Raw genomic sequence first — 23,937 nt, 5'->3', positions numbered from 1 at the left:
CAAATGTGCTCACAGAACACAGCACGGGGCCGGAACATGACTCCACCAGTGAAATGCGTATCGGGTTTTTAGGAGCGCTGTAATGCCTGAGATCTATCATTTTTTCCAACAGCTGGTTAATGGCCTGACCATTGGCAGCACCTATGCCTTGATAGCCATTGGCTACACAATGGTTTACGGCATCATTGGAATGATCAACTTCGCCCATGGCGAGGTGTACATGATTGGTTCCTACGTGGCCTTTATCGCCCTTGCCGGGCTGGCCATGATGGGTATCCACTCTCTGCCGCTGTTGATGACCGCTGCGTTCCTCGCATCGATCGTCGTGACCAGTGCCTATGGCTACAGTATCGAGCGGGTTGCCTACCGTCCCTTGCGTGGCAGCAACCGTCTGATCCCGCTGATTTCCGCTATCGGCATGTCGATTTTCCTGCAGAACACCGTATTGCTGTCCCAGGATTCCAAGGATAAATCCATCCCTAACCTGATCCCGGGGAGCTTCTCCTTCGGCCCGGGTGGCGCGGAAGAAGTCCTGATTTCCTACATGCAGATTCTGGTTTTCGTCGTCACCCTGGTGGCGATGCTCGGCCTGACCCTGTTCATCTCCCGATCCCGCCTGGGGCGCGCCTGCCGCGCCTGCGCCGAAGACATCAAGATGGCCAACCTGTTGGGCATCAACACCAACAACATCATCGCCCTGACCTTCGTGATCGGCGCCGCACTGGCGGCCGTCGCCGCGGTGCTGCTGAGCATGCAGTACGGCGTGATCAACCCCAACGCCGGTTTCCTGGTAGGCCTCAAGGCCTTTACCGCGGCGGTATTGGGCGGCATCGGCAGTATCCCGGGCGCCATGCTCGGCGGCCTGGTGCTGGGTGTGGCCGAGGCCTTTGGTGCCGATATCTTCGGTGACCAATACAAGGACGTCGTGGCGTTCAGCCTGTTGGTTCTGGTGCTGTTGTTCCGTCCGACCGGCATCCTGGGCCGTCCGGAGGTTGAGAAAGTATGAGCAGATATCTTAAATCGGCGTTTTTCAGCGCCCTGCTGGTCTGGGCCGTGGCCTTTCCGGTACTCGGCCTCAAGCTGAGCATTGTCGGCATTAACCTTGAAGTGCATGGCACCGGTCCCGTGACCCTGACCATCATCGCCCTGTGCTCGGTGCTGATGTTCCTGCGCGTGCTGTTCACCCAGCAGGTCGGTGCCCTGTTCAAGAGCAACCGTGGCCCGTTGGTGTCGCCCAAGGTCAGCCAATTCCTGACCCTGCCACGTACACAGCGCTACATCATCATTGCCCTGATCATCGCCGCACTGATCTGGCCGTTCTTCGGTTCGCGCGGCGCGGTCGACATCGCCACCCTGATCCTGATCTACGTGTTGCTGGGCCTGGGCCTGAACATCGTGGTGGGCCTGGCCGGCCTGCTCGACCTGGGTTATGTGGGCTTCTACGCCGTGGGTGCCTACACCTACGCGCTGCTCTCGCATTACCTGGGCTGGAGCTTCTGGATCTGCCTGCCGCTGGCGGGTATGGCGGCGGCCACGTTCGGCTTCCTGCTGGGCTTCCCGGTGCTGCGCTTGCGCGGTGACTACCTGGCGATCGTGACCCTGGGCTTCGGTGAAATCATCCGGTTGTTCCTGCGTAACCTCACCGACATCACCGGTGGCCCCAACGGTATCAGTAGCATCCCCAAGCCAACGTTCTTCGGACTGTCGTTCGACCGCACCGCCGCTGAAGGCATGCAGACTTTCCACGAGTACTTCGGGATCGACTACAACCCGGTGAGCAAAGTGGTGTTCCTGTACCTGGTGGCGCTGTTGCTGGCACTGGCGGCACTGTTCGTGATCAATCGTCTGCTACGCATGCCGATCGGCCGCGCGTGGGAAGCGCTGCGCGAAGATGAAATCGCCTGCCGCGCGCTGGGCCTGAACCCGACCATCATCAAGCTCTCCGCCTTTACCCTGGGTGCTGCGTTCGCCGGTTTCGCCGGCAGCTTCTTCGCTGCCCGCCAAGGCCTGGTGACCCCCGAGTCGTTCACCTTCATCGAGTCGGCAATCATCCTCGCCATCGTGGTACTGGGCGGCATGGGCTCGCAACTGGGCGTTATCCTGGCCGCGATCGTGATGATCCTGCTGCCGGAAATGATGCGTGAGTTCAGCGAATACCGCATGTTGATGTTCGGCGCCATGATGGTGCTGATGATGATCTGGCGCCCGCAAGGTCTGCTGCCCATGCAACGTCCACACATGGAGCTGCGCAAATGAGCCGCGAGATCCTGAAAGTCGAAAACCTGAGCATGCGCTTCGGCGGCCTGCTGGCGGTCAATGGCGTGGCCCTGACCGTGAAAGAGAAACAAGTCGTGGCACTGATCGGCCCCAACGGCGCCGGCAAAACCACGGTGTTCAACTGCCTCACCGGTTTCTACAAGCCGAGCGGTGGCAGCATCCTGCTGGACGGCCAGCCGATCCAGGGCCTGGCCGGTCACGAAATCGCCCGCAAGGGCGTAGTACGGACCTTCCAGAACGTGCGGTTGTTCAAGGACATGACGGCGGTCGAGAACCTGTTGATCGCCCAGCACCGTCACTTGAACACCAACTTCTTCGCCGGCCTGTTCAAGACCCCCGCGTTCCGCAAGAGCGAGCGCGAGGCGATGGAATATGCGGAGTACTGGCTGGACAAGGTCAACCTCACCGAGTTTGCCAACCGCCCTGCCGGCACCCTGGCCTATGGTCAGCAACGTCGCCTGGAAATCGCCCGCTGCATGATGACTCGCCCGCGCATCCTCATGCTCGACGAACCGGCCGCTGGCCTGAACCCCAAGGAAACCGAAGACCTCAAGGCGCTGATCAGCGTGTTGCGTGAGGAAAACAACGCCACGGTGCTGTTGATCGAACACGACATGAAACTGGTCATGAGCATTTCCGACCACATCGTGGTGATCAACCAGGGCACGCCCTTGGCCGACGGGACACCGGAGCAGATCCGCGATAATCCTGAAGTGATCAAAGCCTATTTGGGGGAAGCGTAAAATGCTGCAATTCGAAAACGTTTCCACTTTCTACGGCAAGATCCAGGCCCTGCACAGCGTCAACGTGGAAGTGCGCCAAGGCGAGATCGTCACGCTGATCGGCGCCAACGGTGCCGGCAAGTCGACCTTGCTGATGACCCTGTGCGGGTCGCCGCAAGCCCACAGCGGCAGCATCCGCTACATGGGTGAAGAACTGGTGGGCCAGCAGTCGTCGCAGATCATGCGCAAGAGCATTGCAGTGGTGCCGGAAGGTCGTCGCGTGTTCTCGCGCCTGACCGTGGAAGAGAACCTGGCCATGGGCGGTTTCTTCACCGACAAGGGCGACTACCAAGAGCAGATGGACAAGGTGCTGCACCTGTTCCCGAGGCTCAAGGAACGCTTCAGCCAACGCGGCGGCACCATGTCCGGCGGTGAGCAGCAAATGCTCGCCATCGGCCGTGCGCTGATGAGCAAGCCCAAGCTGTTGCTGCTGGACGAACCTTCACTGGGCCTGGCGCCGATCATCATCCAGCAGATCTTCGACATCATCGAACAACTGCGCAAGGACGGTGTGACGGTGTTCCTGGTGGAACAGAATGCCAACCAGGCCTTGAAGATCGCTGACCGCGCCTATGTGCTGGAAAACGGCCGGGTGGTGATGCAAGGGACTGGCGAGCAGTTGCTGACCGATCCTAAGGTGCGCGAGGCGTACCTGGGCGGTTAAGAGAAGGTTGCTGTAGGAACCGGATCAAACAGGTGGGAGCGGCTTGTGTGGAAGCTGGCTTGCCCGCGAAAGCATCACCTCGGTGCAACTGAAAAACCGAGGTGCCGCTATCGCGGGCAAGCCACGCTCCCACACCAGCCCGCTCCCACGTTTGCTTTGTGTGACGCTTGAATCGTAAAAGACCTGAAATTATTTTCGACGGGCTTGTAACGGATTCCGTCGTGCTGTCTCTAGTGGTACAAGCAGGCACTCAAGCCCGCTAACTCAACCCACTGCTGGAGATACACCATGACCACCAAACTGTCCGCCGCTAGCCTCGTCCTGGCCCTCGGTTCCGCCTTGAGCCTGTCCGCCCTGACCACCACCGCCCACGCTGCCGACGATATGCAGAAATGCTTTGGCGTCGCCGAAGCCGGCAAGAACGATTGTGCCGCAGGCGCCGGCACGTCCTGCGCCGGCACCTCGAAAACCAAGGACCAGGCCAACGCCTGGAAACTGGTCCCTGCCGGCACTTGCCTCAAAACCCCAAGCTCCACCTCGCCGACCGGTTTCGGCCAGGAAGCTGCCTTCACCGCCAAATCCTGACCCCTCGCAAAACCTGAGTACTGATGATGACTCCTTCATCCCTGCAAGCCGTCTCCCAGGCTCAGGTGCCCGGCCTCCCACGCCGGGCCGGGCTGGGGCTCAAGCATGAGCACTTCGTTGAAGTGCTCGAGACCTCACCCGATATCGGTTTTTTCGAAGTGCACGCCGAAAACTACATGGTGGCCGGCGGCCCGTTTCATCATTACCTGGGGTTGATCCGCGCGCAGTACCCGCTGTCATTGCACGGTGTGGGCCTGTCCATCGGCGGCGAAGGCCCGCTGAGCCCGGAGCACCTGGCGCGGCTGGCCACGCTGATCGAACGTTATCAACCCCACTCTTTTTCCGAGCACCTCGCCTGGTCGAGCCACGGCCCGGTGTTCCTCAATGACCTGCTGCCGCTGGCCTACGACAACGCCACCCTGCAACGGGTGTGCGAACACGTTGACCAGGTACAGAGCAGCCTCAAGCGGACGATGCTGCTGGAGAACCCGTCAACCTACCTGCAATTCCAACGCTCGACCCTGGACGAAACGGACTTCATCAGTGAAGTCATCCGACGTACCGGCTGTGGTTTGCTGCTGGACGTCAACAACGTCTACGTTTCCTGCATCAATCACCAGCGCAATCCGCTTTCTTACCTTGAGGCCTTGCCGTTGCACGCCGTCGGTGAGATTCACCTGGCCGGTTTTGCTGAAGACACTGACAGCCTCGGCGATCGCTTGCTGATCGACGACCACGGCGCGCCGATCGATAACGCCGTGTGGCAGTTGTACGAAAAAGTACTGGCTCAAGTCGGCCCGATGCCAACGCTGATCGAGCGGGACAACCAGGTGCCGGCCTTCAGCGTGCTGCTGGCCGAGGCTCAACAGGCCCAATGGCATCTGGCGCAGGTGAGTCCATGAGCCTTCATGATGATTTTTCCGCGGCCTTGCTGGCACCGTACCAGCCCTGCCCCGATGGCCTGTTCAGTAGCAATGGCGCCGACCCGGCCAGCCGTTTCTCGGTGCATCGCAACACGGTGCACAGCTCGTTGATCAACGCGTTGGCTACGGCTTATCCGGTTACGCTGCAATTGGTGGGCGAAGCGTTTTTTCGCGCCATGGCCAGCCTCTATGTCCAGGCGCACCCGCCCACCAGCCCGTTGATGAGTGAGTACGGCGACACGCTCGCCGAGTTCATCCACGGCTTCGAACCCGCGCAAAGCGTGCCGTACCTGGCCGATGTTGCACGGTTGGAGCGCTTGCGAGTCCGCGCCTATCACGCGGCCGACTGCCAGGCGTTGGATCAGCAGGCCGTGCTCCAGACGCTACAGGGTCAGGCAAACCTGGGAACCCTGCGCCTGCAACTGCACCCGTCGCTGGCCACGCTGAATTCGCCTTATGCGGTGGTGGCGGTATGGGCAGCGCACCAGACCGAGGGCGGCCTTGCCACGCTGAATCCCTGGCATGCCCAGGGCGCGCTGGTGGTGCGCCAAGGGCTTGAGGTCAAGGTGTTTGCCATCGACCCCGGCTCAGTGGCCTTCATCAACAGCCTGGGCCGCGGCAATGCATTGGAAAAAGCCGTGGAGCATGCGCTGGACGCGTCAGCCGAGTTTGACCTGCACCAATGCCTGACGCTGCTGATCGCCCACAACGCCCTCACTCATTTGCACCTAGAACAAAAGGTATCGCCATGAACACCCGCCCCTCGTGCCTGATCAAGCGGCTCATCGCACTTTTCGAGCAAATCCCCTACAGCCTGATTGCCTGTCTCGCGCGCTTCTCCATTGCCGCGGTGTTCTGGAAGTCCGGGCAAACCAAAGTCGAAGGCTTTGCCATCGACTTCATCAACGGCACCTTCCAACTCGGTGAACCGAAGCTGGCCGCCTCGACATTGCCGCTGTTTCGCAGCGAATACCACGTGCCGTTGTTATCGCCGGAAGTGGCAGCGCCGATGGCCGCGTTTGCCGAGCACTTTTTCCCGGTGCTGATCCTTGTAGGCTTCGCTACGCGTTTTTCGGCCTTGGCCCTGATCGGGATGACGCTGGTGATCCAGTTGTTCGTCTACCCGGATGCCTACCCGACCCATGGCACCTGGATCGCGCTGCTGTTGTTGCTGGTGGCCAAAGGGCCAGGACGCCTGTCGATCGATCACCTGATCGCCCGCCGCTACGCCTAAAGCCGGTCCAGCGCCTCGCCGCTGCGCTTGAACCAATCCACCAGGTAATCGGCCAATACCTGGGTGCGACGCGGCAAACCGCCCTGATACGGGTGCACTAAGTACATCGGCATGCTCCGCGTCTGATAATCGCGAAGGAGCCAGCGCAATCGACCGTCAGCCAATTCCGTCGGCAATACGTAGGACGGCAGGCGCGCGATACCGGCGCCGACCAACGCGGCCTTTTTCAACAGGTTGTAGTGGTTGGAGGCAAAGGTGCCGCTGACCCGAACCCGCAGGAGTTCGTGCTGCTGGTGGTACAGCCATTCCTCACGACCACTGTAGTGGCTGTTGAGCAGACAGGTATGGCCGGCCAACTCCGCAGGTGTCTGTGGTTCGCCATGTTGCTCAAGGTAGGCCGGGCTCGCGCAGGTCATCTCATGCCAGGCCAGCAGGGGCTTGGCGACCAGGCGCTCGTTTTCGGTCGCGCCCGAGCGTACTCCCAGGTCAAAGCCATCCCGCGCCAGGTCGCGGTAGTTGTTGTTGAGCTCGAGTTCGATCTGCACCTGCGGGTATTGCTTGGAGAACTCCAGCAGCAAGCCGTCGAAGAAGGTTTCGCCCAACGACACCGGAACCGTCATGCGTACCGGCCCCGCCAGATCATCCTTGAGCCGGGCCAGTGCCTGGCGGGCACGGTCCACTTGCAGTACCAAGGCCTGGGCCTGGGGCAACAGCGCCGCGCCGGCGGCGGTGAGGCTGAGCTTGCGGGTAGTGCGGTGCAGCAATACCACTGAAAACTGCGCTTCCAACTGGCTGATGCGCTTGGACAACTGCCCTTTGCTGCAGCCCAACTGCTCGGCGGCCAGGGTAAAGCTGCCGGCCTCAATGAGCACGGCGAAGGCTGCCAGATCATCCATCTCACTCATGGATTGTTTCCATTTGAAAACCAAAGGTTGCCTATTAGCGCGTTTATCCACCCAAAAAGCCACTCTAGACTGAACCCTCACTTACCCCCTGGAGGAACAGCACCATGAAAATCCTATTGATTGGCGCCAGCGGTACCATCGGCTCGGCAGTCAAGGCGCAACTCGCTCAGCGTCACGAAGTGATCAGCATCGGCCGCAGCGGCGGCGACTTCCAGGTGGATATCAGCGACAGCGCTTCGATCCGCACGCTGTTCGAACAAACCGGCAACTTCGACGCGCTGATCTGCGCAGCGGGCAGCGTCAACTTCGTGGCCCTGCCGGAAATGAGCGAAGCCGACTTCGAACTCGGCCTGCGTAACAAGCTGATGGGCCAGGTCAACCTGCTGCTGATCGGCCGCGACTACGCCAACGATGGCGCTTCGTTCACCTTCACCAGCGGCATTCTTAACCGCGACCCGATCCGCACCGGCGCCTCGGCTGCGCTGGTCAACGGCGCCATTGACGCCTTTGTCAAAGCGGCGGCAATCGAATTGCCGCGCGGTTTGCGCGTCAACGCTGTCAGCCCGACCGTCCTGGTGGAAGCCATGGACAGCTATGCGCCTTACTTCCGTGGCTACAAACCGGCTCCAGGCGCCGACGTAGCGCTGGCCTACGCGAAGAGCGTGGAAGGCTTGCAAACCGGTCAGATCTTTATCGTTGGCTGAACAGGTTCGGCTGTCAGAATTGCCTGAAGCTGGCGAGCGGGGTTGTGATGCAGCGCAGGCCTGCGTAACGTGGCGGCACTTGTCTGGAGACCGATAATGCGCGCCGCCCATACCCTTGCTCTGTTTGCCTTGTTCCCCCTGTTCGCCGCCTGCCAGATGTTCGACCGCGAGCCAGCCAAGCCCTCTCTCGCCGGGCTGACCCGCATGCAGGGCGAACTCACGGCGGTCGGCGGCAAACTGCTGTTCCAGCCGTGCAACGACAAGCGCAACTACGTGGTCAACGACACCGGTGGCACCAGCATCCTGCAGGAGGCGGCCTCCCTGGCCGGCCAGCAGGGTGCACTGTTTGCCGACCTGCGCGGCCAGTTCTCCGGCGTGGCTACAGGCACCCAGGGCAGCGTGGACCTGCAACAACTCTATCGCGTCGAGCGCTCGACCTCGGCCTGCAACGACCCGGACTTCAAGCGCATGATCCTGCGCGCCAACGGCCACAAGCCGGCCTGGGCGATGAACGTCACGGCCAAGGGCATGGTGCTGGAACGCGAAGGCCAGCCACCCCTCGCGGTGCCGTATGTGGAAGAGCAAATCGGTGACGGACGCTTCAACCTGATGACCGAAGCCAACAACCAGCACGTCGAACTGTGGGTCGCCCCGCAGCGTTGCGTCGACCCGGTCAGCGGCAGCCTGCAGCACATGACCGCCGAGTTGCGCGTCAATGGCCAGGTGCAACGGGGTTGCGCAGCATTTGGCGGTTCGCGCGACGACTGACGCCCTCCTGCGTTGTTTTAACATGACGGGAAACGGCCATTGGGGCTTATAATCGCCGGTTTGCAAAACAGCCGGCCTCTCTGCCCGCCGCCTACCGGATCCCGTCATGTTACGAATCACCGAACTCAAGCTGCCCATCGACCATCCCGAAGAAGACCTGCGGCCTGCCATCGTGCAGCGCCTGGGCATCGCCAGTGATGACCTGCTCGATTTCACCCTGTTCAAACGCAGCTACGATGCGCGCAAGAAATCCTCGGAGCTGTGCTTCATCTACACCATCGACTTGAACGTCAAGGGTGAAGCCGCCCTGCTGCTCAAGTTCGCCGATGACCGCAACGTCAACCCGGCGCCGGATGTCAGCTATAAAGTCGTAGGCCAGGCGCCGCAAGACCTGACAGAACGCCCGATCGTGGTCGGCTTTGGCCCGTGCGGGATCTTCGCAGGGCTGCTGCTCGCGCAAATGGGCTTCAAGCCGATCATCCTCGAGCGCGGCAAGGAAGTGCGCCAGCGCACCAAGGACACGTGGGGCCTGTGGCGAAAAAACGTGCTCAACCCCGAGTCCAACGTGCAGTTCGGTGAAGGCGGTGCCGGGACCTTTTCCGACGGCAAGCTGTACAGCCAGATCAAGGATCCGAAATTCCACGGCCGCAAAGTCCTGCACGAGTTCGTCAAGGCCGGCGCGCCGGAAGAAATCCTCTACGTCAGCAAACCGCACATCGGCACCTTCCGCCTAACCGGCGTGGTGGAAAACATGCGCGAACAGATCATCGCCCTGGGCGGTGAAGTGCGCTTCGAGCAACGGGTAACCGACGTGCTGATCGAAGACGGCCAGTTGAACGGTGTGGTCGTCAACGATGGCGAGCAGATCCTCTCTAAACACGTGATCCTGGCCCTGGGCCACAGCGCCCGCGACACCTTCCGCATGCTCCACGGGCGCGGCGTATACATGGAGGCCAAGCCATTCTCCGTGGGTTTCCGTATCGAGCACCCGCAATCGCTGATCGACGCCGCGCGCCTGGGCAAATACGCCGGGCACCCGAAACTCGGCGCCGCCGACTACAAGCTGGTGCACCACGCCAAGAACGGCCGCTCGGTCTACAGCTTCTGCATGTGCCCAGGCGGCACCGTGGTCGCGGCGACGTCCGAGCCAAACCGCGTGGTCACCAACGGCATGAGCCAATACTCACGCAACGAGCGCAACGCCAACTCCGGCATCGTGGTCGGCATCACGCCTGAGGTGGACTACCCAGGCGGCCCGCTGGCGGGTATCGAGTTGCAGGAACGCCTGGAGTCCCACGCCTACATCCTAGGCGGCAGCAATTACGAGGCGCCTGCGCAGTTGGTGGGTGATTTCATCGCTGGCAAGCCGTCCACAGCGATCGGCAGTGTAGAACCGTCCTACAAGCCCGGCGTATCCCTGGGTGACTTGGCCCTGGCCTTGCCGGACTTCGCCATCGAAGCGATCCGTGAAGCACTGCCGGCCTTCGAGAAGCAGATCAAGGGCTATTCGCTGCACGACGCGGTACTGACCGGTATCGAGACACGCACCTCATCGCCGCTGCGGATTACCCGCAACGAGTCGATGCAGAGCTTGAATGTGAAAGGCTTGTTCCCCGCCGGTGAAGGCGCAGGTTACGCGGGCGGGATTCTGTCCGCGGGTGTGGATGGGATTCGGATTGCCGAGGCGTTGGCGCGGGATATGTTGGGCCTGCCAGCCTGACACAGCGCAGTCTGGAATGGGGGAGCGGGCTTGCTCGCGAAAGCGCTGGTTCAGTCGATGAATCTGTTGACTGACACTCAGCGTTCGCGAGCAAGCCCGCTCCCACATTGGGTGCTACGTGTTGTAGTCAGATGCTTGCGCGCAAGACGGTGTCCGGCAACGGCTCACCCCGTTCGACACTGGCGGCAACGGCCGCGATCAGCCCGTCCAATTCATAGCCCTGGGCCTTGAGCCACGCCTGATCGTAATAGGTTGTGACGTAGCGCTCGCCTCCATCACACAAGATCGCCACGATCGAGCCCGACTCCCCCGCCGCTTTCATCTGCTGCGCCGCCACCAGGGCGCCAATCAGGTTGGTCCCGCTGGAGCCACCGACCCGTCGCCCCAGCCGCTGGGCCAGGTAATGCATGGCCGCCAGCGAGAACGCATCCGGCACCTTGACCATCGCATCAATCACCCTCGGCAAAAACGACGCCTCGACCCGTGGCCGGCCAATGCCTTCGATGCGCGAACCGCAGTCCAGACGCAAGCTCGCATCGCCACTCTGATAGAAGTCAAAGAACACCGAACGCTCGGCATCGGCACACAACACGCGGGTGCAATGCTGACGGTAACGCACGTAACGACCAAGGGTCGCGGTGGTGCCGCCAGTGCCGGGGCTGGAGATCAACCAGCTCGGTTCGGGATGCTGCTCGAAGCGCATCTGCTGGAAGATCGATTCGGCAATGTTGTTGTTCGCCCGCCAATCGGTGGCGCGCTCGGCGTAAGTGAACTGGTCCATGAAGTGACCGCCGCTTTCTCGCGCCAGGCGTTCGGATTCGGCGTAGATCTGCGTCGGGTCCTGTACCAGGTGGCTCTTGCCCCCGTAGAAGGCGATCTGCGCGATTTTTTCCTGCGAAGTGGTGGCCGGCATCACCGCAACAAATGGCAGGCCAAGCAGACGTGCAAAGTAGGCTTCGGAAATCGCCGTCGAACCGCTGGACGCTTCGATCACCGGCGCGCCCGGCTTAAGCCAGCCGTTGCACAGTGCGTACAGGAACAGCGAGCGGGCGAGCCGGTGCTTGAGGCTGCCGGTGGGGTGGCTGGACTCATCCTTGAAGTACAACTCGATACCCGGCAAACCCGGCAGCGGCAAGGGGATCAGATGCGTGTCGGCGCTGCGCTGGAAGTCTGCTTCAATGATACGAATGGCTTCGCGGGCCCAGGGACGGTGGTCGCTCATGGAGGGTTTCTCTGCAAGGTCTAAGCCCTGATTTTAGGGGGTTTCCTACACGCTACACAGATACAGTACCGACTCAATCGGACACACAATTGCTAGGCTTGGGCGCAACGCGATACCTAACGGTTGCTTATAACAAATAAGAATATAACTTTTGTTTTAACAACTAACGGTACGGGTTAGGGTACGCACCTATTGAACCTGGATTGGAGAGCATCCCTTGCCTCTGCGTAGCACTTTCACCCGTTTCTTCCAGCTGGAAGCCGCCAGCGGTCTGTTGTTGATCGCGGCTGCCGCACTGGCGTTGATCATCAACAATTCACCGCTGTCGCACCTGTACAGCGCGTTTCTCGATGTACCGGTCGTGGCGCAGATAGGCGCGTTGAAAATCGCCAAGCCTGCCCTGCTATGGATCAATGATGGCCTGATGGCCCTGTTCTTCCTGCTGATCGGCCTTGAGGTCAAGCGCGAGTTGCTCGACGGTCATCTGTCCAAGCCCTCGCAAGTGGTACTGCCGGGTGCGGCAGCCATTGGCGGCATGGTGGTGCCGGCGCTGATCTACTGGGCGATCAACAAGGACTACCCGGCCGCGCTTTCTGGCTGGGCGATCCCGATGGCCACCGACATTGCCTTCGCCCTGGGCGTGCTGGCCTTGCTGGGCAAGCGCGTGCCGGTGTCGCTGAAACTGTTCCTGATGACCCTGGCAATCATTGACGACCTGGGGGCGATCATCGTGATCGCCGTGTTCTATTCCTCCGACCTGTCCGGTGCTGCCCTCGCAGGCGCGGGTGCCTGCCTGGTTGCCTTGATCGCGATGAACCGCCTGGGCGTGATCAAGCTCGGGCCCTACCTGATCGTCGGGCTGATCCTGTGGGTGTGCGTACTCAAGAGCGGCGTCCATGCCACCCTCGCCGGTGTGACATTGGCATTCTGCATCCCGCTGCGCACCAAGAACGCCGAGCCATCACCGTTGCTTACGCTGGAACATGCCCTGCACCCATGGGTGGCCTACGGCATCCTGCCGCTGTTCGCCTTCGCCAACGCTGGCGTGTCCCTGACCGGCGTCAGCCTGGAAAGCTTCACTCACCACGTGCCTATGGGCATCGCCGCCGGCTTGTTGATCGGCAAGACCGTCGGCGTGTTCGGCCTTACCTGGCTGGCCATCAAGACCGGCCTTGCGGCCCTGCCTGGTGGCGCGAACTGGGGCCAGGTGTTTGGCGTGGCGATCCTGTGCGGCATCGGCTTCACCATGAGCCTGTTTGTCGGTTCCCTGGCGTTCGTACCGGGTGCCAGTGAGTTTGCGGGTGAGGACCGGATGGGAATCCTGACGGGGTCGATACTCGCGGCGTGCATCGGTTATGCGGTGACGGCGATGGCGAGTCGTAAGAAAACCTGACCTTATTTGCAGGCGCCGGCCATTTCAAGCCGGCGTCTGATTTCCCCGTTCACCCAGCATCTCTCCCCTTCTCAGACGCCCCCTACATCCCCCTTCCTGGCTTGGCCTAACGTCGTCTTCCGGCTTTTATACCGGACCTCGTTATGCAACATGCCAGGAGGGCACAATGGCAAATAAAAAGGACGTATACCCAGTTTGGCGATGTTAAGGGAATGGCACCGGTGGATACCGACGTCTGGCGCCTGTGAATCACTGGAACACGATGAAGCAGTACGCTATCTAGCAACATCAGATGTCAGCGGAGGCTTGATCTCAATTGGGCTTGATGACACGAATGGCGAGTGGGCAGAACATACCTGTCTCCAATTGATCGAACGCCCTGAAGCTCAACCCCTTCGGATTCTGTCACCGCGTCCTATGAGTTTGCGAGCCGAGCGTAAAATCAGGTCCGCAATAAAAACCGCCCGACTAAGGCGTTTTTTATGGCCTGCGTTTTTGTATGTAACCGCCCGCAACCGGCTAGACGCCCGCCCCTGAAACCAAAAACCCCAACCGGTCACCCGGTTGGGGTTTTGTGTTTACAACGCTGGCGTTTAGCGAGTAACGCGGCTGGTACCATCCACGGTCATGATGCGTACGCGGTCGCCGATGCGGAAGATCTCATTCTCCTGCACGGCCTGCACGTAGGCACGCATGCTGCCGTCGTCTTCGCGCACGGTGATTTCAACACCCTGTGTACGGGTCAGGCCTTCTTCGGTGGCCGAACCCAGCAGGCCGCCAGCGACGGCGCCGATCACAGCGGTCACGATGCTGCCACGGCCGCCGCCAATGGCGCTGCCACCAACGCCACCGATGACTGCACCAGCAGCGCCGCCAATAGGGGTCTTGGTGCCTTCGATTTTCACCGGACGCAGGGATTCGATGGTACCCATGCGCACGGTCTGCACACGACGCGCTTCGTCACGGGAGTACGAGTCGCCGGTCAGACTCGAGGCGCAGCCACCCAACAGCAACGACAGGGTGGTAAAGCAGGCAACCAGTAAAACGGACTTACGCATAGCATCAACTCCAAAGGACAGGTGTTCATTAAACGCTGCGGCTTGACGCCTGTCACGGCAAGCACGGCAGAAAATTGCTTTCATTCAGCCTTAGTACAGACTGCCCGCACCAGAAAACTCGACGAACGGTAGCACTTCTCTTGTAGCCAAGACCTTCATGGATTACTTCATCATTGTAGTCACAACCCTTGCCGGCCTGTATTTCCAGCCTGGTTATACCTGCGCATCAGGCGCTGGATGGATCGTGACTTGGCGTTGTCCCTGGCAGGCGATGATCAACACAAGCGCGCCTTCATGCTCAACGCGTTGGAGCGGGCTGGCACGTTGAAAATCAAACGATCCGATTTGCCGCATTGGTTGACGCGTGCGGCGCAGCAGTACACGCCCGAAGTCTCTTCAATAGAGACTTCGGGGTGACGGACAACATTCAGGCGAAGTGACGAAAGGTGCAGCTCAAGGTGCCAGACGCTCGCGCGTCCACTGGGCGTCTTGCAGGCGATAGTTCAGGCGGTCATGCAGGCGGCTGGCGCGGCCTTGCCAGAACTCGATACGCTCGGGCAGCAGGCGGTAGCCCCCCCAATGCTCCGGGCAGTCGGGTTGGGTATCGCTGAAGCGTTGCTCGGTGGCCTTGAGCAGTTCCTGCAACTCTTCGCGGTCACGAATGACTTGGCTTTGCGCAGAGGCCCAGGCACCGAGGCGGCTGCCGAGCGGGCGGACCTGGAAGTAAGCGTCCGATTCCTCAGGCGTGACCTTGACCACCCGTCCCTCGATGCGCACCTGGCGCTCCAGGGTCGGCCAGAAGAACGTCATGGCCGCGAAGGGTCGCGCCGCAAGCTGTTGGCCCTTGGCACTCTGATAATTGGTGAAGAAGGTAAAGCCCTGCGCGTCCAGGCCCTTGAGCAACAGGATGCGGCAATGTGGCCGCCCCTCCTGGTCGACCGTGGCCAAAGTCATGGCATTGGCCTCCACCGGTGGCTGCTCGGTTTTCACCGCGTCAGCAAACCACTGGTGGAACAAGGCAAACGGTTCGCCCGGGGCCTGGGCCTCGCTCAAACCATCCCGTGTGTAGTCACGGCGCATATCGGCCAGTGCCTGGGTCATGCGGCTTTATCCTTCTGGTTCAGCGGATCAGTTTTTTGCCTGGTCGTTGGCTGGTGCAGCAGCCTTGGCTTTGGCTGGCGCCGGCTTTTTCGCAGCGGGCTTGGCCGGGGCTTTTTTAGCCGCTGGCTTGGCAGCAGCTTTTTTCGCGGCTGGCGCCTTTTTAGCCGGCGCCTTGGCGGCCGGGGCCGGGGCCGGAACGTTCTGCACCGCTACCATTTCAGCGGCGGGCGGGGTCTTGCCCGATTGATACTTGCTCAGCAGTGCCAACATGGTGGTGCGCTGGGTGAACATGATTTCCATACGACGGTTCAGGGCACGGCCCTGGTTGCTGTCGTTGGCCGCACGAGGCATCAGGTCGCCCATGCCGCGCAGCATCAGGCGGTCCTGCTTCAAACCGCTGAGACTGAAGATCGAGGCGATGGATTGCGCGCGCTCCTTGGTCAACGCCTGGCTGGCTGGGGCGGTGCCAGTGGCATCGACGTGGCCCAGTACCAGTACGGCGGTCTTAGGGTCGGCTTCAACGGCCTTGGCCACACGGGTGAATGGACCGAGGGTGACCGGCAGCAACATCGCCGGGCGTTTCGGGTTGTAGGAGCCGTCGACCGGAGCAATCACAACAAGCACGTTGTCACGACGCTCAAGTTGCAGGTTGCTGTCCTTGATAGCGGCGCGCAGGCGTGGCTCGTAGTCGTCGAGCCAAGCCTGGGTGATTTTCGGATCAGGCATCGGCACGTTGGTCACGTCGACCTTGGCCAATGGCTTGGGTTTGCTTTCGAACGGCCACCACCAGTGGGTTTCGGTGTCGCTTTTCGCAACCGCTGGCGCTGGCTCCGCAGCCTTGAGGTCGGCTTTCAGGTCGGCCTTGGCATCGGCAGCCTTCTCGTCGGCGGTCTTGGAGGAGAATGGCCACCAGCTGGAGCCGGTGTCAGCCTTGGCGGCTGGAGCCGGAGCAGCAGCTGCAGCTACCGGCGCGGCAGGCTTGGCGCCGGCAGCCGGTTTGGCATCCGGCTTGGCGTCCGGCTTGGCATCGGTTTGGGTCACTGCGTCCTTGGTCGCGGCCTTATCAGATCCAAATGACCACCAATGCCCGCCCTCGGCATCATTTTGTGGAGTTTGTGCGCAGCCAGTAATAGTGAGGCATAGCGCCAGTGCCAAGGACTTGTTCGATAACATGAGATATCCACAAAATGAGAAAAGAAACGGGGGTCTGGGTGACCCGTTAAACAGACGCTTACAGAACATTAAAGTTACATCATTTCGTTCAGCGCCTTCTTATAGTTGCCTTTGTAACAAAAAAACGTGAAACAGCAAGGGGTTTACAGACAACCGGCCAATATTCCGACCAACTTCTGTGCCCGTGGGTCCATAAGTACATAAGGCCCCAATGTATTAGTCACGAAACCAAATGCTACATCATGCTCAGGGTCGGCAAACCCCACCGAGCCGCCGGCACCGGGATGCCCGAAAGCACGCGGGCCAAGGCCAAAGGTAGCGTTGGGCACCTGCGGCTGGTCCAACATGCAGCCCAGGCCAAAACGGGTTTGCGTCAATAATGTTTTATCCGGCCCGATACTGTGTTCGCGGGTCAATTGTTCAAGCATGTCGGCTTCGAGCAAACTACCGTCCAACAACCCGCTATAAAAACCCGCCAGGCTGCGCGCATTACCGTGACCATTTGCCGCTGGCTGCTGCATACGGCGCCATTCAGGTTTATTAGTGCTGGTCAGAATTGACGGTGGGTTGGCAAATGCACGCGTCGTCATGGCCGCCGGTTCACGCATCATTACTTGCAGTAAACGTTGTGCGGCTTCGTCGCCCATAGTGCCTTTGCTGCGCGCTATATGCGCGACGCGATAAAACTCTTCATCCGCCAGGCCGACATGAAAGTCCAGCCCCAATGGCCGTGCGACCCGCGCCACGATGGACTCTCCCGGCCCGCGCCCATCGGCGCGACGCAGCAATTCACCGACCAGCCAACCATAAGTGATCGCCTCGTAGCCATGGCCTTGGCCCGGCGTCCACCACGGGGCTTCGGCCGCCAGGGTATCGACCATCAGTTGCCAGTCGTAGAGGGCCTCGGTGGGCAGCATCTCGCGGATCGCCGGCAACCCGGCCTGGTGGCAGAGCAACTGGCGCAGCGTGATGGTTTCTTTCCCGGCTGCGGCAAATTCCGGCCAGTAGCGGGCGACCGGTGCATCGAGTTCTAATTTGCCTTCGGCCACCAGTTGCAGGGCCGCGACGGCGGTGAAGGTCTTGGTGCAGGAGAACAGATTGACGATGGTGTCGCTGTGCCAGGCCTCGGCACCGTCCTTGTCGGCGGTACCGGCCCACACGTCGACGACGGTTTCACCGCCGATCTGGATGCAGAGCCCGGCACCACGCTCCTGAGGGTCATCGAACAATGCGGCGAAGGCTTCACGTACCGCTTCGAACTGGAGTTCGTAATGACCCTGAATCTGCACCTGAGCGCCCTCGAAAACATCAAAAAAGTGGCCGACATTGTTCCAGCCCTGATGGGTTTTGTGAACCCGTCAGCACTCAATCAATGACCATTCCCAGAGTGGCCACCCGCATGCCCGGCGCCCTGCCCCGGGCCTTTACCCTCATGCCCGTCCCTGCCCCCTTCGCTTTCACGCACGCTGCCTGCCGCCTTGGCCTTTTCAGCTTCCTTGCCCAGTTGCTCGACCGCCGCCAGGTTGCTTTTGCGCACGCTTTCGACAAACCCCTGGAACGGTACGTCGGTGACGCCCACCAGCCCAAAGTGACCATTCTCACCGTCCAGCAAACGCCCGGTCACCGGCTGGTCCAGGTACTGGAACCAGTGCACGCCGACAATCGACGGCTCGGTCATGGCCTGCTTGAGGAAATTACCGTAGGCCGCGCCGCGGTCTTCTTCCTTGGCCAACTGCGTCACGCCCCCCCAGAACGGCCCGCGGTCAGCCGAGCCGAAGTTGAATTCGGTGATCAGCACCGGTTTGTCCAGCGCACGCAAAGCGGCGAAGTCGTAACCGTCCTGGGGTTTGAGGGTGTACATGTTAAAGCTCAACACATCGCAGTACTGGGCGCAGGAGGCCACGGCTTCCGGCGTGCTGACCGCATAGCGCCCGCCCAGCAGCAGTTGGTTGGGCGCGTGCCATTTAAGCGAGTCGGAGAGGGTCTTGAAATAGGCATCCGCGAAGGTCTTCTGGAAGTATTTGAAATCAGCTTCGATTTCAGGGTGCTCGGGGCTCGGCATCGGCGGTTCGAAACCCGGGTCTTCCATCAGCTCCCAGCCCTTCAATTCGATGCCCCAAGCTTTCGAAAGGCCTTCCTCGTTGCGGTACTTGTCGCGCAGCTGCTTGAGGAAGGCGCGCTTGGCCGGCACATCGGTGGTCATCCTCAACGTGCCGTATGCCAACGCGTAGCGAGATTTAGGCTCATCGCCGGGGCCGGCCCAAGCCAGTTCGTTGTCGGCAAAGAAGCCGATCAACCACGGGTCATCCCGATGATCGCGGGCAGCAATGGCCACGGCACGCTCGGTGGCCATGGCGAAGCGCGGGTCAAACGGGTCGGGCATGCCGCCCCACCAGTCGGTGCCGGTGCTGATGCTGGCGTAGTCGCCGACAATCGACAATGGCAGGGTGTATGGCACTCGGTCGGCGTTGGCCAGGGCTTCGTCACTCCAGTTGCCGACGGTATTGAAACCCCAGGCTTGCAGGCGGTCCAGGGTGTGGGTGACCCAGCGTTTCTGGTCGAAGCCCTCACCACCGTACGTGCGTTGCAGGTTGGCGCCGTAAAAGTCATACCAGCGTCCGGCAGCAAAGCTGCGCCCTTCGCCGGCACCGTTGCCGGTGCGGTTGTCGCTGCTGCCGTAGTACTTGTCGAAGGGTTCGCCGCCCTTGGGCAGCGCTGCGAACATCCACTCGCGGCCGGCCACATAAGTCTGGGTGTTGTCCGGGGCCACGGTATTGACGCCCAGGGAGTAGAACGGGTGCCCCTCCGGCGTCACCAGGTACCAGCGCCCGTCGCGCTTCTCGGTGCGGAAAAACCCGCTGGCGTGGAAGGCAGTGCCTTTGTTCCAGCCACCGTACTGGTCCAGCGCGGATTTATCCCGCGTGGCCAGCCAGCCCTGGAGTTGCTGTTGTTCCTTGGCAGCGGCGGCCTTGAGCTGCTCGTCGCTGCTGACTTTTTCCGGCCAGCGCGCTCGGGTGGATTGACCGTAGGCATCCACCAGTTCGCTGTAGGCGGCCTTCAGCACCGGTTCGCTGTCCTGCACGCCAAAGCGCTCCAGCAGGATGCTTTGCGCAGCGTTGGGCTTGATCATCGACAGGGTCACCGAGACCACCTGGCTGCGGTCGACCTCACCCGCGCTGCTGGCGAGCAATACGCGCTGGCCGTCCACGGTGATCGGCATCGGCGGGCCGGCCTTCATGCCCTGGCTCAGCGGCGAGTTGGCCTGCAGCGGCACCAGCAGGGTCTGGGCCGGACCGGCGGGTAGATCGACGCGGCTGACCAAGGTACGCCCATCGCTGCTCTGCACCTTGACGTAAAGCGTGAGCGCCCAGTCCATTGCACTCTGGATGCGCAAGCTCATGGCCCCCGATTGAGACCAGTCCCAGGCACCGGTTTGCGGGCTGAGTACCAGGCTCGGTTCGGCAGCCGGGTTGAAGGTAATGCGGCGCAACACCTCGCCTTCGGGCGTTTGTTCGGCGTTGTATTGCGGCAGGCTGGCGTCCTGGGTCGCCACCTTGACCACATCGGCAGGCCGAACGAAGTTGAACAAGGTCTGTTGCCCGGCGGGCGCGGCCATCAACGGCGCGGCGAACAGCAAGGCAAAAAGGGCGGGCAGCGTGCGAATCATACGAACAAGGTTCTCCCAGACGGCCGATGAATGGCCTGATGACATAATTGAGATAGACCACGAAGTGGGCGCATTCGCCCACGGTGGCTTAAGAAATTTCGCGCCTGAACGGCGGTAAGGCATTGAGGATAGCCTTGCCGTAGCGCTGGGTGACCAAACGGCGGTCGAGCAAGGTGATGGTGCCCCGGTCCTCTTCGGTACGCAGCAAGCGACCGCAGGCCTGGACCAGCTTCAGGGAAGCATCCGGCACCGAGATCTCCATGAACGGGTTACCCCCGCGCGCCTCGATCCACTCGGCCAAGGCCGCCTCGACCGGATCGTCCGGCACCGAGAACGGAATCTTGGCGATCACCACGTGCTCGCAATAGGCGCCGGGCAAGTCCACACCTTCGGCAAAGCTCGCCAGGCCGAACAGTACGCTGGAATCGCCGCCATCCACGCGCGCCTTGTGTTTGTTCAAGGTTTCCTGCTTGGACAGGTTGCCCTGGATAAACACCTGCTTGCGCCAGTCACGGTCGAGGCCGTCGAACACGTCCTGCATCTGCTTGCGTGACGAGAACAGCACCAACGTGCCGCGCGAGCCTTCTACCAGGTCCGGCAGGTCACGAATGATCGCGGCCGTGTGGGCGGCTGCATCCCGAGGGTCAGCCTTGAGGTCAGGCACCCGCAGCACACCCGCGTCGGCGTGATGGAACGGGCTCGGCACCACTGCCGTGACGGCCTTTTTCGGCAGGCCGGCGCGCATGCGGAACCGATCGAAGGTGCCCAGGGCGGTCAATGTCGCCGAGGTCACCAGGCAGCCGTAGGCGACGTTCCACAGGTTGCGGCGCAGCATTTCTGCGGCAAGGATCGGGCTGGCGTTGACCTCGATATCGAACAGCGCACCGCTTTCCGACAGGGTCAGCCAGCGTGCCATCGGCGGGTTGTCTTCCGGGTCTTCGACGGTGAAGGCGGTCCACAACTCCCAGTTGCCCTGGGAACGCGACAACAGGCTGCCAAACAGCGGGTACCATTCCTCGGCCTGGTTGCTGGCGATACCAATGTTGACCTCGCCATCCATGCCCTCCTTGAGCAGATCGGTGAGGCGGGTGAACAGATCGGTCAGGCGCGAGAAGCCTTTCTTCAGCTCGATGCCCATTTCACGCATATGTTCTGGGATCAACCCGCCGACGAAACGGTGACGTGGCCGCTCGCGGCCCTCGACATCTTCGCCGGGCTTGAAGTCGGCCACCTGCTCGCAGGCGCTGAACATGAATTGCTGCTGGGTCTTGATCTCCCGTGCCAGCTCCGGCACTTGTTCGATCAGCTTGCCCAGGTCACCGGGCAGCGGATGCTGGGCCAACAACTTGGTGAGGTTCTTTGCGGTGGTTTCCAGCCAGTCGGCGGTGGAGCGCAGGCGCGTGTAGTGGGCAAAGTGGCCGATGGCCTTGTCCGGCAGGTGATGACCTTCGTCGAACACGTAGAGGGTGTCGCGGGGGTCAGGCAATACCGCACCGCCGCCCAGGGCCAGGTCGGCCAGGACCATGTCGTGGTTGGTGACGATCACATCGACCTTGCCCATGCCTTCGCGGGCCTTGTAGAAGGCGCACTGGCCGAAGTTGGGGCAATGGCGGTTGGTGCACTGGCTGTGATCGGTGGTCAAGCGCGCCCAGTCGGCGTCTTCCAGGGCGGTAGGCCAGCTGTCGCGGTCACCGTCCCATTTATTGCCGGCCAGCTTCTCGATCATGCTGGTGAACAGCTTCTGGCTGGCCTCATCGACCTCGATCTTGAAGCCTTCTTCTTCGAACAGTTGGGCAGTCGCGGTTTGCGCGTGACCTTCCTGCAGCAGTACATCGAGCTTGGACAGGCACATGTAGCGCCCACGGCCCTTGGCCAGGGCGAAGGTGAAGTTCAGGCCGCTGTTGCGCATCAGGTCAGGCAAGTCTTTGTAGACAATCTGCTCCTGCAGGGCGACCGTGGCGGTGGCGATCACCAGGCGCTTGCCGGCGGCCTTGGCGGTGGGGATCGCGGCCAGGCTGTAGGCCACGGTCTTGCCGGTACCGGTGCCGGCCTCGACGGCCACGACCGCGGGCTCACCCTCGCGGCGGCCTTCGTCGTCGGTGTCGATATCCCCGAGGACCTTGGCCACTTCGGCGATCATCAGGCGTTGGCCGTAGCGCGGTTTCAAGCTCTTGGCTTCGAGAAAACGCGAATAGGCGCCCTGGATCGTGGTTTTGAGTTCAGTGCTGATCATGGATAGTCGGGCGCAAAAAACGCTGGATAAATTTTCAGTGGTTCGGATCGGCCGCTATCATACCCCGCTAATTAATCCCGCGCAGAACGGAGTACCACAATGACCGCGTTTAGCCTCGCTTACACCCTGCATGTAGTGGCCGCCCTGATTTGGGTCGGCGGTATGTTTTTCGCCTGGATGATCCTGCGCCCCGCCGCTGTGGCGGCACTTGAAGGCCCCGCCCGGCTCACGCTATGGACGAATGTGTTTCAACGTTTTTTCGTATGGGTGTGGGTAGCGGTGGCCGTTTTGCCGATAAGCGGCATTGGCCTGCTGCAATTGCGCTTCAACGGGTTTGAGACGGCGCCGCGTTATGTGCAGGTGATGATGGGTTTGTATCTGGTGATGACGGCGCTCTTTATCCGCATCCAGGCGTTGAAGTTCCCGGAGCTGCGCAAGGCGGTGGCGGCGCAGGATTGGCCAGCAGGGGCTGCGGTTCTGGGGCAGATTCGCAGGTTGGTGGGGATCAATCTGATCGTGGGGCTGGTGGTGGTGGCGATTGCTTCGGCGCGGCCGATGTTTTGAATACAGTCGCACGTTTCGAGCTTCAAGCTACAAGCCTTTGACTTGCAGCGTGAAGCTCGCGACTCGAAACCGCGGCTTTTTAGAGCCGCTGGATAGTCACGGTACCCGCAGGACCAGCCGGCCCCGGCTGCCCTTCCAACCCTGGGCGGCCTTTTTCGCCACCGTCGGCGCGGTACACCAGGCAACCCTTCGATTGTCCGCCTTTACCAGGCTTGCCCGCCGTGCCCGCCAAACCGCCGGCACCACCCTCCACCCAGACTTTGATCTGCTGAGCCGGGAAGTCCTGCGGCAACTCGATCCGCACCTGTGCACCTGACGCGCCGGGCAAGCCATCGCCGCCGTTATCGCCATTGGCGCCACGACCGGCCGCGCCCCAGGTGCAACCCGGATCCTCGCCGTTGGCGCCATCCAGCCCGACATAGCCTTGGGCGCCGGCGCCGCCACGGGCGTCCACCGACAGTTCTTCCGCTGCCAGCGAGTTGATGCGCAAGGTCAGGTCGCGTCCGGCCTTGGCCGGTTTTTCGTGGGTGCCGGGAGCGCCGCGCGAGGTGATTTGACTGCCGTGGTCCAACTGCGCGTGACGCACCTGCAATTGCAACGCGGTGCTGCCGGGCACGATGGCGATACGGGCGTCACGGCCCAGATGCAGCTCATCCACGGTGACCTGGCTGATGGTTGCCGGAATCAGCAAGGTGCCGTAGTCCGCCACGTCTAGGCGCTCCAGTTGCAACACGCTGGTGCTGCTGGGCAGGCGCATCAGCGAATTGGTTTCAACACTGACGCTCTGGGCCAGGGCAACGGGGCTGACCAACAGGGCCAACAGTAAAACCTTACGCATCATGGAGCTCCCCTGAATGCCTTCAAAAAGTAGGTCTAGTTTTTCTTTGGACGCACAGTAACGACTTCCACAGGCGCTTTGCCAGTGAAGGATCAAAAAAGTTAATAAAGGGGGAGGATTGGCAGC

Annotated in this window: 22 protein-coding genes and 1 pseudogene; 14 read left to right on the top strand and 9 right to left on the bottom strand. The window is 61.3% G+C overall.

What is annotated here, in order from left to right; genetic code table 11:
- The first annotated feature begins 82 nt into the window (after window positions 1-82).
- The 8 genes from livH (at window position 83) to ATH90_RS06805 (ending at window position 6,465) form a co-directional block, all read left to right on the top strand.
- Entirely contained in the window at window positions 83-1,006 is a 924-nt protein-coding gene (livH, locus tag ATH90_RS06840; protein WP_098465924.1) for a high-affinity branched-chain amino acid ABC transporter permease LivH, read from the top strand.
- On the top strand, window positions 1,003-2,256 hold the full coding sequence (locus ATH90_RS06835) for a high-affinity branched-chain amino acid ABC transporter permease LivM (RefSeq protein ID WP_010212364.1): 1,254 nt from the start codon (window positions 1,003-1,005) through the stop codon (window positions 2,254-2,256). The genes livH and ATH90_RS06835 overlap by 4 nt, the downstream gene beginning before the upstream one ends.
- Entirely contained in the window at window positions 2,253-3,020 is a 768-nt protein-coding gene (gene livG / locus ATH90_RS06830; RefSeq protein ID WP_016975067.1) for a high-affinity branched-chain amino acid ABC transporter ATP-binding protein LivG, read from the top strand. The genes ATH90_RS06835 and livG overlap by 4 nt, the downstream gene beginning before the upstream one ends.
- Window position 3,021: 1 nt before the next feature.
- Window positions 3,022-3,723, top strand: coding sequence for an ABC transporter ATP-binding protein (locus ATH90_RS06825; RefSeq protein WP_010212366.1), 702 nt, complete (start codon window positions 3,022-3,024; stop codon window positions 3,721-3,723).
- Between the two features lie 288 nt (window positions 3,724-4,011).
- On the top strand, window positions 4,012-4,308 hold the full coding sequence (locus tag ATH90_RS06820) for a BufA1 family periplasmic bufferin-type metallophore (RefSeq protein WP_034103941.1): 297 nt from the start codon (window positions 4,012-4,014) through the stop codon (window positions 4,306-4,308).
- Between the two features lie 23 nt (window positions 4,309-4,331).
- Window positions 4,332-5,210, top strand: coding sequence for an MNIO family bufferin maturase (gene bufB / locus ATH90_RS06815; RefSeq protein ID WP_098465923.1), 879 nt, complete (start codon window positions 4,332-4,334; stop codon window positions 5,208-5,210).
- Entirely contained in the window at window positions 5,207-5,983 is a 777-nt protein-coding gene (locus ATH90_RS06810) for an HvfC/BufC N-terminal domain-containing protein (RefSeq protein ID WP_098465922.1), read from the top strand. The genes bufB and ATH90_RS06810 overlap by 4 nt, the downstream gene beginning before the upstream one ends.
- A complete protein-coding gene (locus ATH90_RS06805) occupies window positions 5,980-6,465 on the top strand; it encodes a DoxX family protein (protein ID WP_034103935.1) in 486 nt (161 codons plus the stop codon). Before ATH90_RS06810 ends, ATH90_RS06805 begins: the two co-directional genes overlap by 4 nt.
- On the opposite strand, the gene ATH90_RS06800 is transcribed toward ATH90_RS06805, so the two are convergent.
- A complete protein-coding gene (locus ATH90_RS06800) occupies window positions 6,462-7,370 on the bottom strand; it encodes a LysR family transcriptional regulator (protein ID WP_034103933.1) in 909 nt (302 codons plus the stop codon). The genes ATH90_RS06805 and ATH90_RS06800 overlap by 4 nt on opposite strands.
- Before the next feature lie 104 nt (window positions 7,371-7,474).
- Here ATH90_RS06800 and ATH90_RS06795 point away from each other — a divergent pair, with 104 nt between their 5' ends.
- The 3 genes from ATH90_RS06795 (at window position 7,475) to ATH90_RS06785 (ending at window position 10,562) form a co-directional block, all read left to right on the top strand.
- Entirely contained in the window at window positions 7,475-8,074 is a 600-nt protein-coding gene (locus ATH90_RS06795; RefSeq protein ID WP_098465921.1) for a short chain dehydrogenase, read from the top strand.
- Between the two features lie 96 nt (window positions 8,075-8,170).
- Complete coding sequence (locus tag ATH90_RS06790) at window positions 8,171-8,842, top strand: COG3650 family protein (protein WP_034103929.1); 672 nt, start codon at window positions 8,171-8,173, stop codon at window positions 8,840-8,842.
- Window positions 8,843-8,948: 106 nt separating this feature from the next.
- Window positions 8,949-10,562 carry an NAD(P)/FAD-dependent oxidoreductase gene (locus tag ATH90_RS06785; protein ID WP_098465920.1) on the top strand — a complete coding sequence of 538 codons (1,614 nt, stop codon included), beginning with the start codon at window positions 8,949-8,951 and terminating at the stop codon, window positions 10,560-10,562.
- Between the two features lie 127 nt (window positions 10,563-10,689).
- Here ATH90_RS06785 and ATH90_RS06780 read toward each other — a convergent pair whose 3' ends face one another.
- Entirely contained in the window at window positions 10,690-11,784 is a 1,095-nt protein-coding gene (locus tag ATH90_RS06780) for a PLP-dependent cysteine synthase family protein (RefSeq protein WP_098465919.1), read from the bottom strand.
- A 217-nt stretch (window positions 11,785-12,001) separates the two neighbouring features.
- Here ATH90_RS06780 and nhaA point away from each other — a divergent pair, with 217 nt between their 5' ends.
- Window positions 12,002-13,177 carry a Na+/H+ antiporter NhaA gene (nhaA, locus tag ATH90_RS06775; RefSeq protein WP_098465918.1) on the top strand — a complete coding sequence of 392 codons (1,176 nt, stop codon included), beginning with the start codon at window positions 12,002-12,004 and terminating at the stop codon, window positions 13,175-13,177.
- Window positions 13,178-13,770: 593 nt separating this feature from the next.
- Here nhaA and ATH90_RS06770 read toward each other — a convergent pair.
- Window positions 13,771-14,235, bottom strand: a complete 465-nt coding sequence (locus ATH90_RS06770; protein ID WP_003189251.1) for an outer membrane lipoprotein — start codon at window positions 14,233-14,235, stop codon at window positions 13,771-13,773.
- A 157-nt stretch (window positions 14,236-14,392) separates the two neighbouring features.
- Between ATH90_RS06770 and ATH90_RS06765 the strand changes: the two are divergent.
- A pseudogene (locus ATH90_RS06765) lies at window positions 14,393-14,652 on the top strand (hypothetical protein).
- A 36-nt stretch (window positions 14,653-14,688) separates the two neighbouring features.
- On the opposite strand, the gene pdxH reads toward ATH90_RS06765, so the two are convergent.
- From pdxH to dinG, 5 genes are all read right to left on the bottom strand, one after another.
- Window positions 14,689-15,336, bottom strand: coding sequence for a pyridoxamine 5'-phosphate oxidase (gene pdxH, locus ATH90_RS06760; protein ID WP_034103922.1), 648 nt, complete (start codon window positions 15,334-15,336; stop codon window positions 14,689-14,691).
- 27 nt (window positions 15,337-15,363) lie between these two features.
- Window positions 15,364-16,509: an OmpA family protein gene (locus ATH90_RS06755; protein WP_080758253.1), complete on the bottom strand. Its 1,146-nt coding sequence runs from the start codon at window positions 16,507-16,509 to the stop codon at window positions 15,364-15,366.
- 143 nt (window positions 16,510-16,652) lie between these two features.
- Entirely contained in the window at window positions 16,653-17,798 is a 1,146-nt protein-coding gene (locus ATH90_RS06750) for a serine hydrolase domain-containing protein (protein WP_098465917.1), read from the bottom strand.
- Between the two features lie 80 nt (window positions 17,799-17,878).
- Complete coding sequence (locus tag ATH90_RS06745) at window positions 17,879-20,176, bottom strand: beta-galactosidase (RefSeq protein ID WP_098465916.1); 2,298 nt, start codon at window positions 20,174-20,176, stop codon at window positions 17,879-17,881.
- 88 nt (window positions 20,177-20,264) lie between these two features.
- Entirely contained in the window at window positions 20,265-22,409 is a 2,145-nt protein-coding gene (dinG, locus tag ATH90_RS06740) for an ATP-dependent DNA helicase DinG (RefSeq protein ID WP_034103915.1), read from the bottom strand.
- A 99-nt stretch (window positions 22,410-22,508) separates the two neighbouring features.
- Between dinG and ATH90_RS06735 the strand changes: the two genes are divergently transcribed.
- Window positions 22,509-22,973 carry a CopD family protein gene (locus ATH90_RS06735; protein ID WP_098465915.1) on the top strand — a complete coding sequence of 155 codons (465 nt, stop codon included), beginning with the start codon at window positions 22,509-22,511 and terminating at the stop codon, window positions 22,971-22,973.
- A 79-nt stretch (window positions 22,974-23,052) separates the two neighbouring features.
- On the opposite strand, the gene ATH90_RS06730 is transcribed toward ATH90_RS06735, so the two are convergent.
- Window positions 23,053-23,811 carry a hypothetical protein gene (locus tag ATH90_RS06730; RefSeq protein ID WP_098467649.1) on the bottom strand — a complete coding sequence of 253 codons (759 nt, stop codon included), beginning with the start codon at window positions 23,809-23,811 and terminating at the stop codon, window positions 23,053-23,055.
- Between the last annotated feature and the right edge of the window lie 126 nt (window positions 23,812-23,937).

Source organism: Pseudomonas lurida, assembly GCF_002563895.1.
GTDB lineage: Bacteria > Pseudomonadota > Gammaproteobacteria > Pseudomonadales > Pseudomonadaceae > Aquipseudomonas > Aquipseudomonas lurida.
The sequence above is the reverse complement of the archived record's forward strand: the minus strand, read 5'-3'. Positions and strand labels throughout refer to the sequence as shown.

What these genes read in the sequence shown, in the direction of transcription:
- ATH90_RS06770 (WP_003189251.1), bottom strand. Translation starts at nt 14,235, where the DNA reads ATGCGTAAGTCCGTTTTACTGGTTGCCTGCTTTACCACCCTGTCGTTG.
- livG (WP_016975067.1), top strand. Translation starts at nt 2,253, where the DNA reads ATGAGCCGCGAGATCCTGAAAGTCGAAAACCTGAGCATGCGCTTCGGC.
- ATH90_RS06835 (WP_010212364.1), top strand. Translation starts at nt 1,003, where the DNA reads ATGAGCAGATATCTTAAATCGGCGTTTTTCAGCGCCCTGCTGGTCTGG.
- pdxH (WP_034103922.1), bottom strand. Translation starts at nt 15,336, where the DNA reads ATGACCCAGGCACTGGCCGATATGCGCCGTGACTACACACGGGATGGT.
- bufB (WP_098465923.1), top strand. Translation starts at nt 4,332, where the DNA reads ATGATGACTCCTTCATCCCTGCAAGCCGTCTCCCAGGCTCAGGTGCCC.
- ATH90_RS06780 (WP_098465919.1), bottom strand. Translation starts at nt 11,784, where the DNA reads ATGAGCGACCACCGTCCCTGGGCCCGCGAAGCCATTCGTATCATTGAA.
- ATH90_RS06820 (WP_034103941.1), top strand. Translation starts at nt 4,012, where the DNA reads ATGACCACCAAACTGTCCGCCGCTAGCCTCGTCCTGGCCCTCGGTTCC.
- ATH90_RS06800 (WP_034103933.1), bottom strand. Translation starts at nt 7,370, where the DNA reads ATGAGTGAGATGGATGATCTGGCAGCCTTCGCCGTGCTCATTGAGGCC.
- ATH90_RS06790 (WP_034103929.1), top strand. Translation starts at nt 8,171, where the DNA reads ATGCGCGCCGCCCATACCCTTGCTCTGTTTGCCTTGTTCCCCCTGTTC.
- dinG (WP_034103915.1), bottom strand. Translation starts at nt 22,409, where the DNA reads ATGATCAGCACTGAACTCAAAACCACGATCCAGGGCGCCTATTCGCGT.
- ATH90_RS06785 (WP_098465920.1), top strand. Translation starts at nt 8,949, where the DNA reads ATGTTACGAATCACCGAACTCAAGCTGCCCATCGACCATCCCGAAGAA.
- ATH90_RS06795 (WP_098465921.1), top strand. Translation starts at nt 7,475, where the DNA reads ATGAAAATCCTATTGATTGGCGCCAGCGGTACCATCGGCTCGGCAGTC.
- ATH90_RS06730 (WP_098467649.1), bottom strand. Translation starts at nt 23,811, where the DNA reads ATGCGTAAGGTTTTACTGTTGGCCCTGTTGGTCAGCCCCGTTGCCCTG.
- livH (WP_098465924.1), top strand. Translation starts at nt 83, where the DNA reads ATGCCTGAGATCTATCATTTTTTCCAACAGCTGGTTAATGGCCTGACC.
- ATH90_RS06825 (WP_010212366.1), top strand. Translation starts at nt 3,022, where the DNA reads ATGCTGCAATTCGAAAACGTTTCCACTTTCTACGGCAAGATCCAGGCC.
- ATH90_RS06810 (WP_098465922.1), top strand. Translation starts at nt 5,207, where the DNA reads ATGAGCCTTCATGATGATTTTTCCGCGGCCTTGCTGGCACCGTACCAG.
- ATH90_RS06735 (WP_098465915.1), top strand. Translation starts at nt 22,509, where the DNA reads ATGACCGCGTTTAGCCTCGCTTACACCCTGCATGTAGTGGCCGCCCTG.
- ATH90_RS06745 (WP_098465916.1), bottom strand. Translation starts at nt 20,176, where the DNA reads ATGATTCGCACGCTGCCCGCCCTTTTTGCCTTGCTGTTCGCCGCGCCG.
- ATH90_RS06805 (WP_034103935.1), top strand. Translation starts at nt 5,980, where the DNA reads ATGAACACCCGCCCCTCGTGCCTGATCAAGCGGCTCATCGCACTTTTC.
- ATH90_RS06755 (WP_080758253.1), bottom strand. Translation starts at nt 16,509, where the DNA reads ATGTTATCGAACAAGTCCTTGGCACTGGCGCTATGCCTCACTATTACT.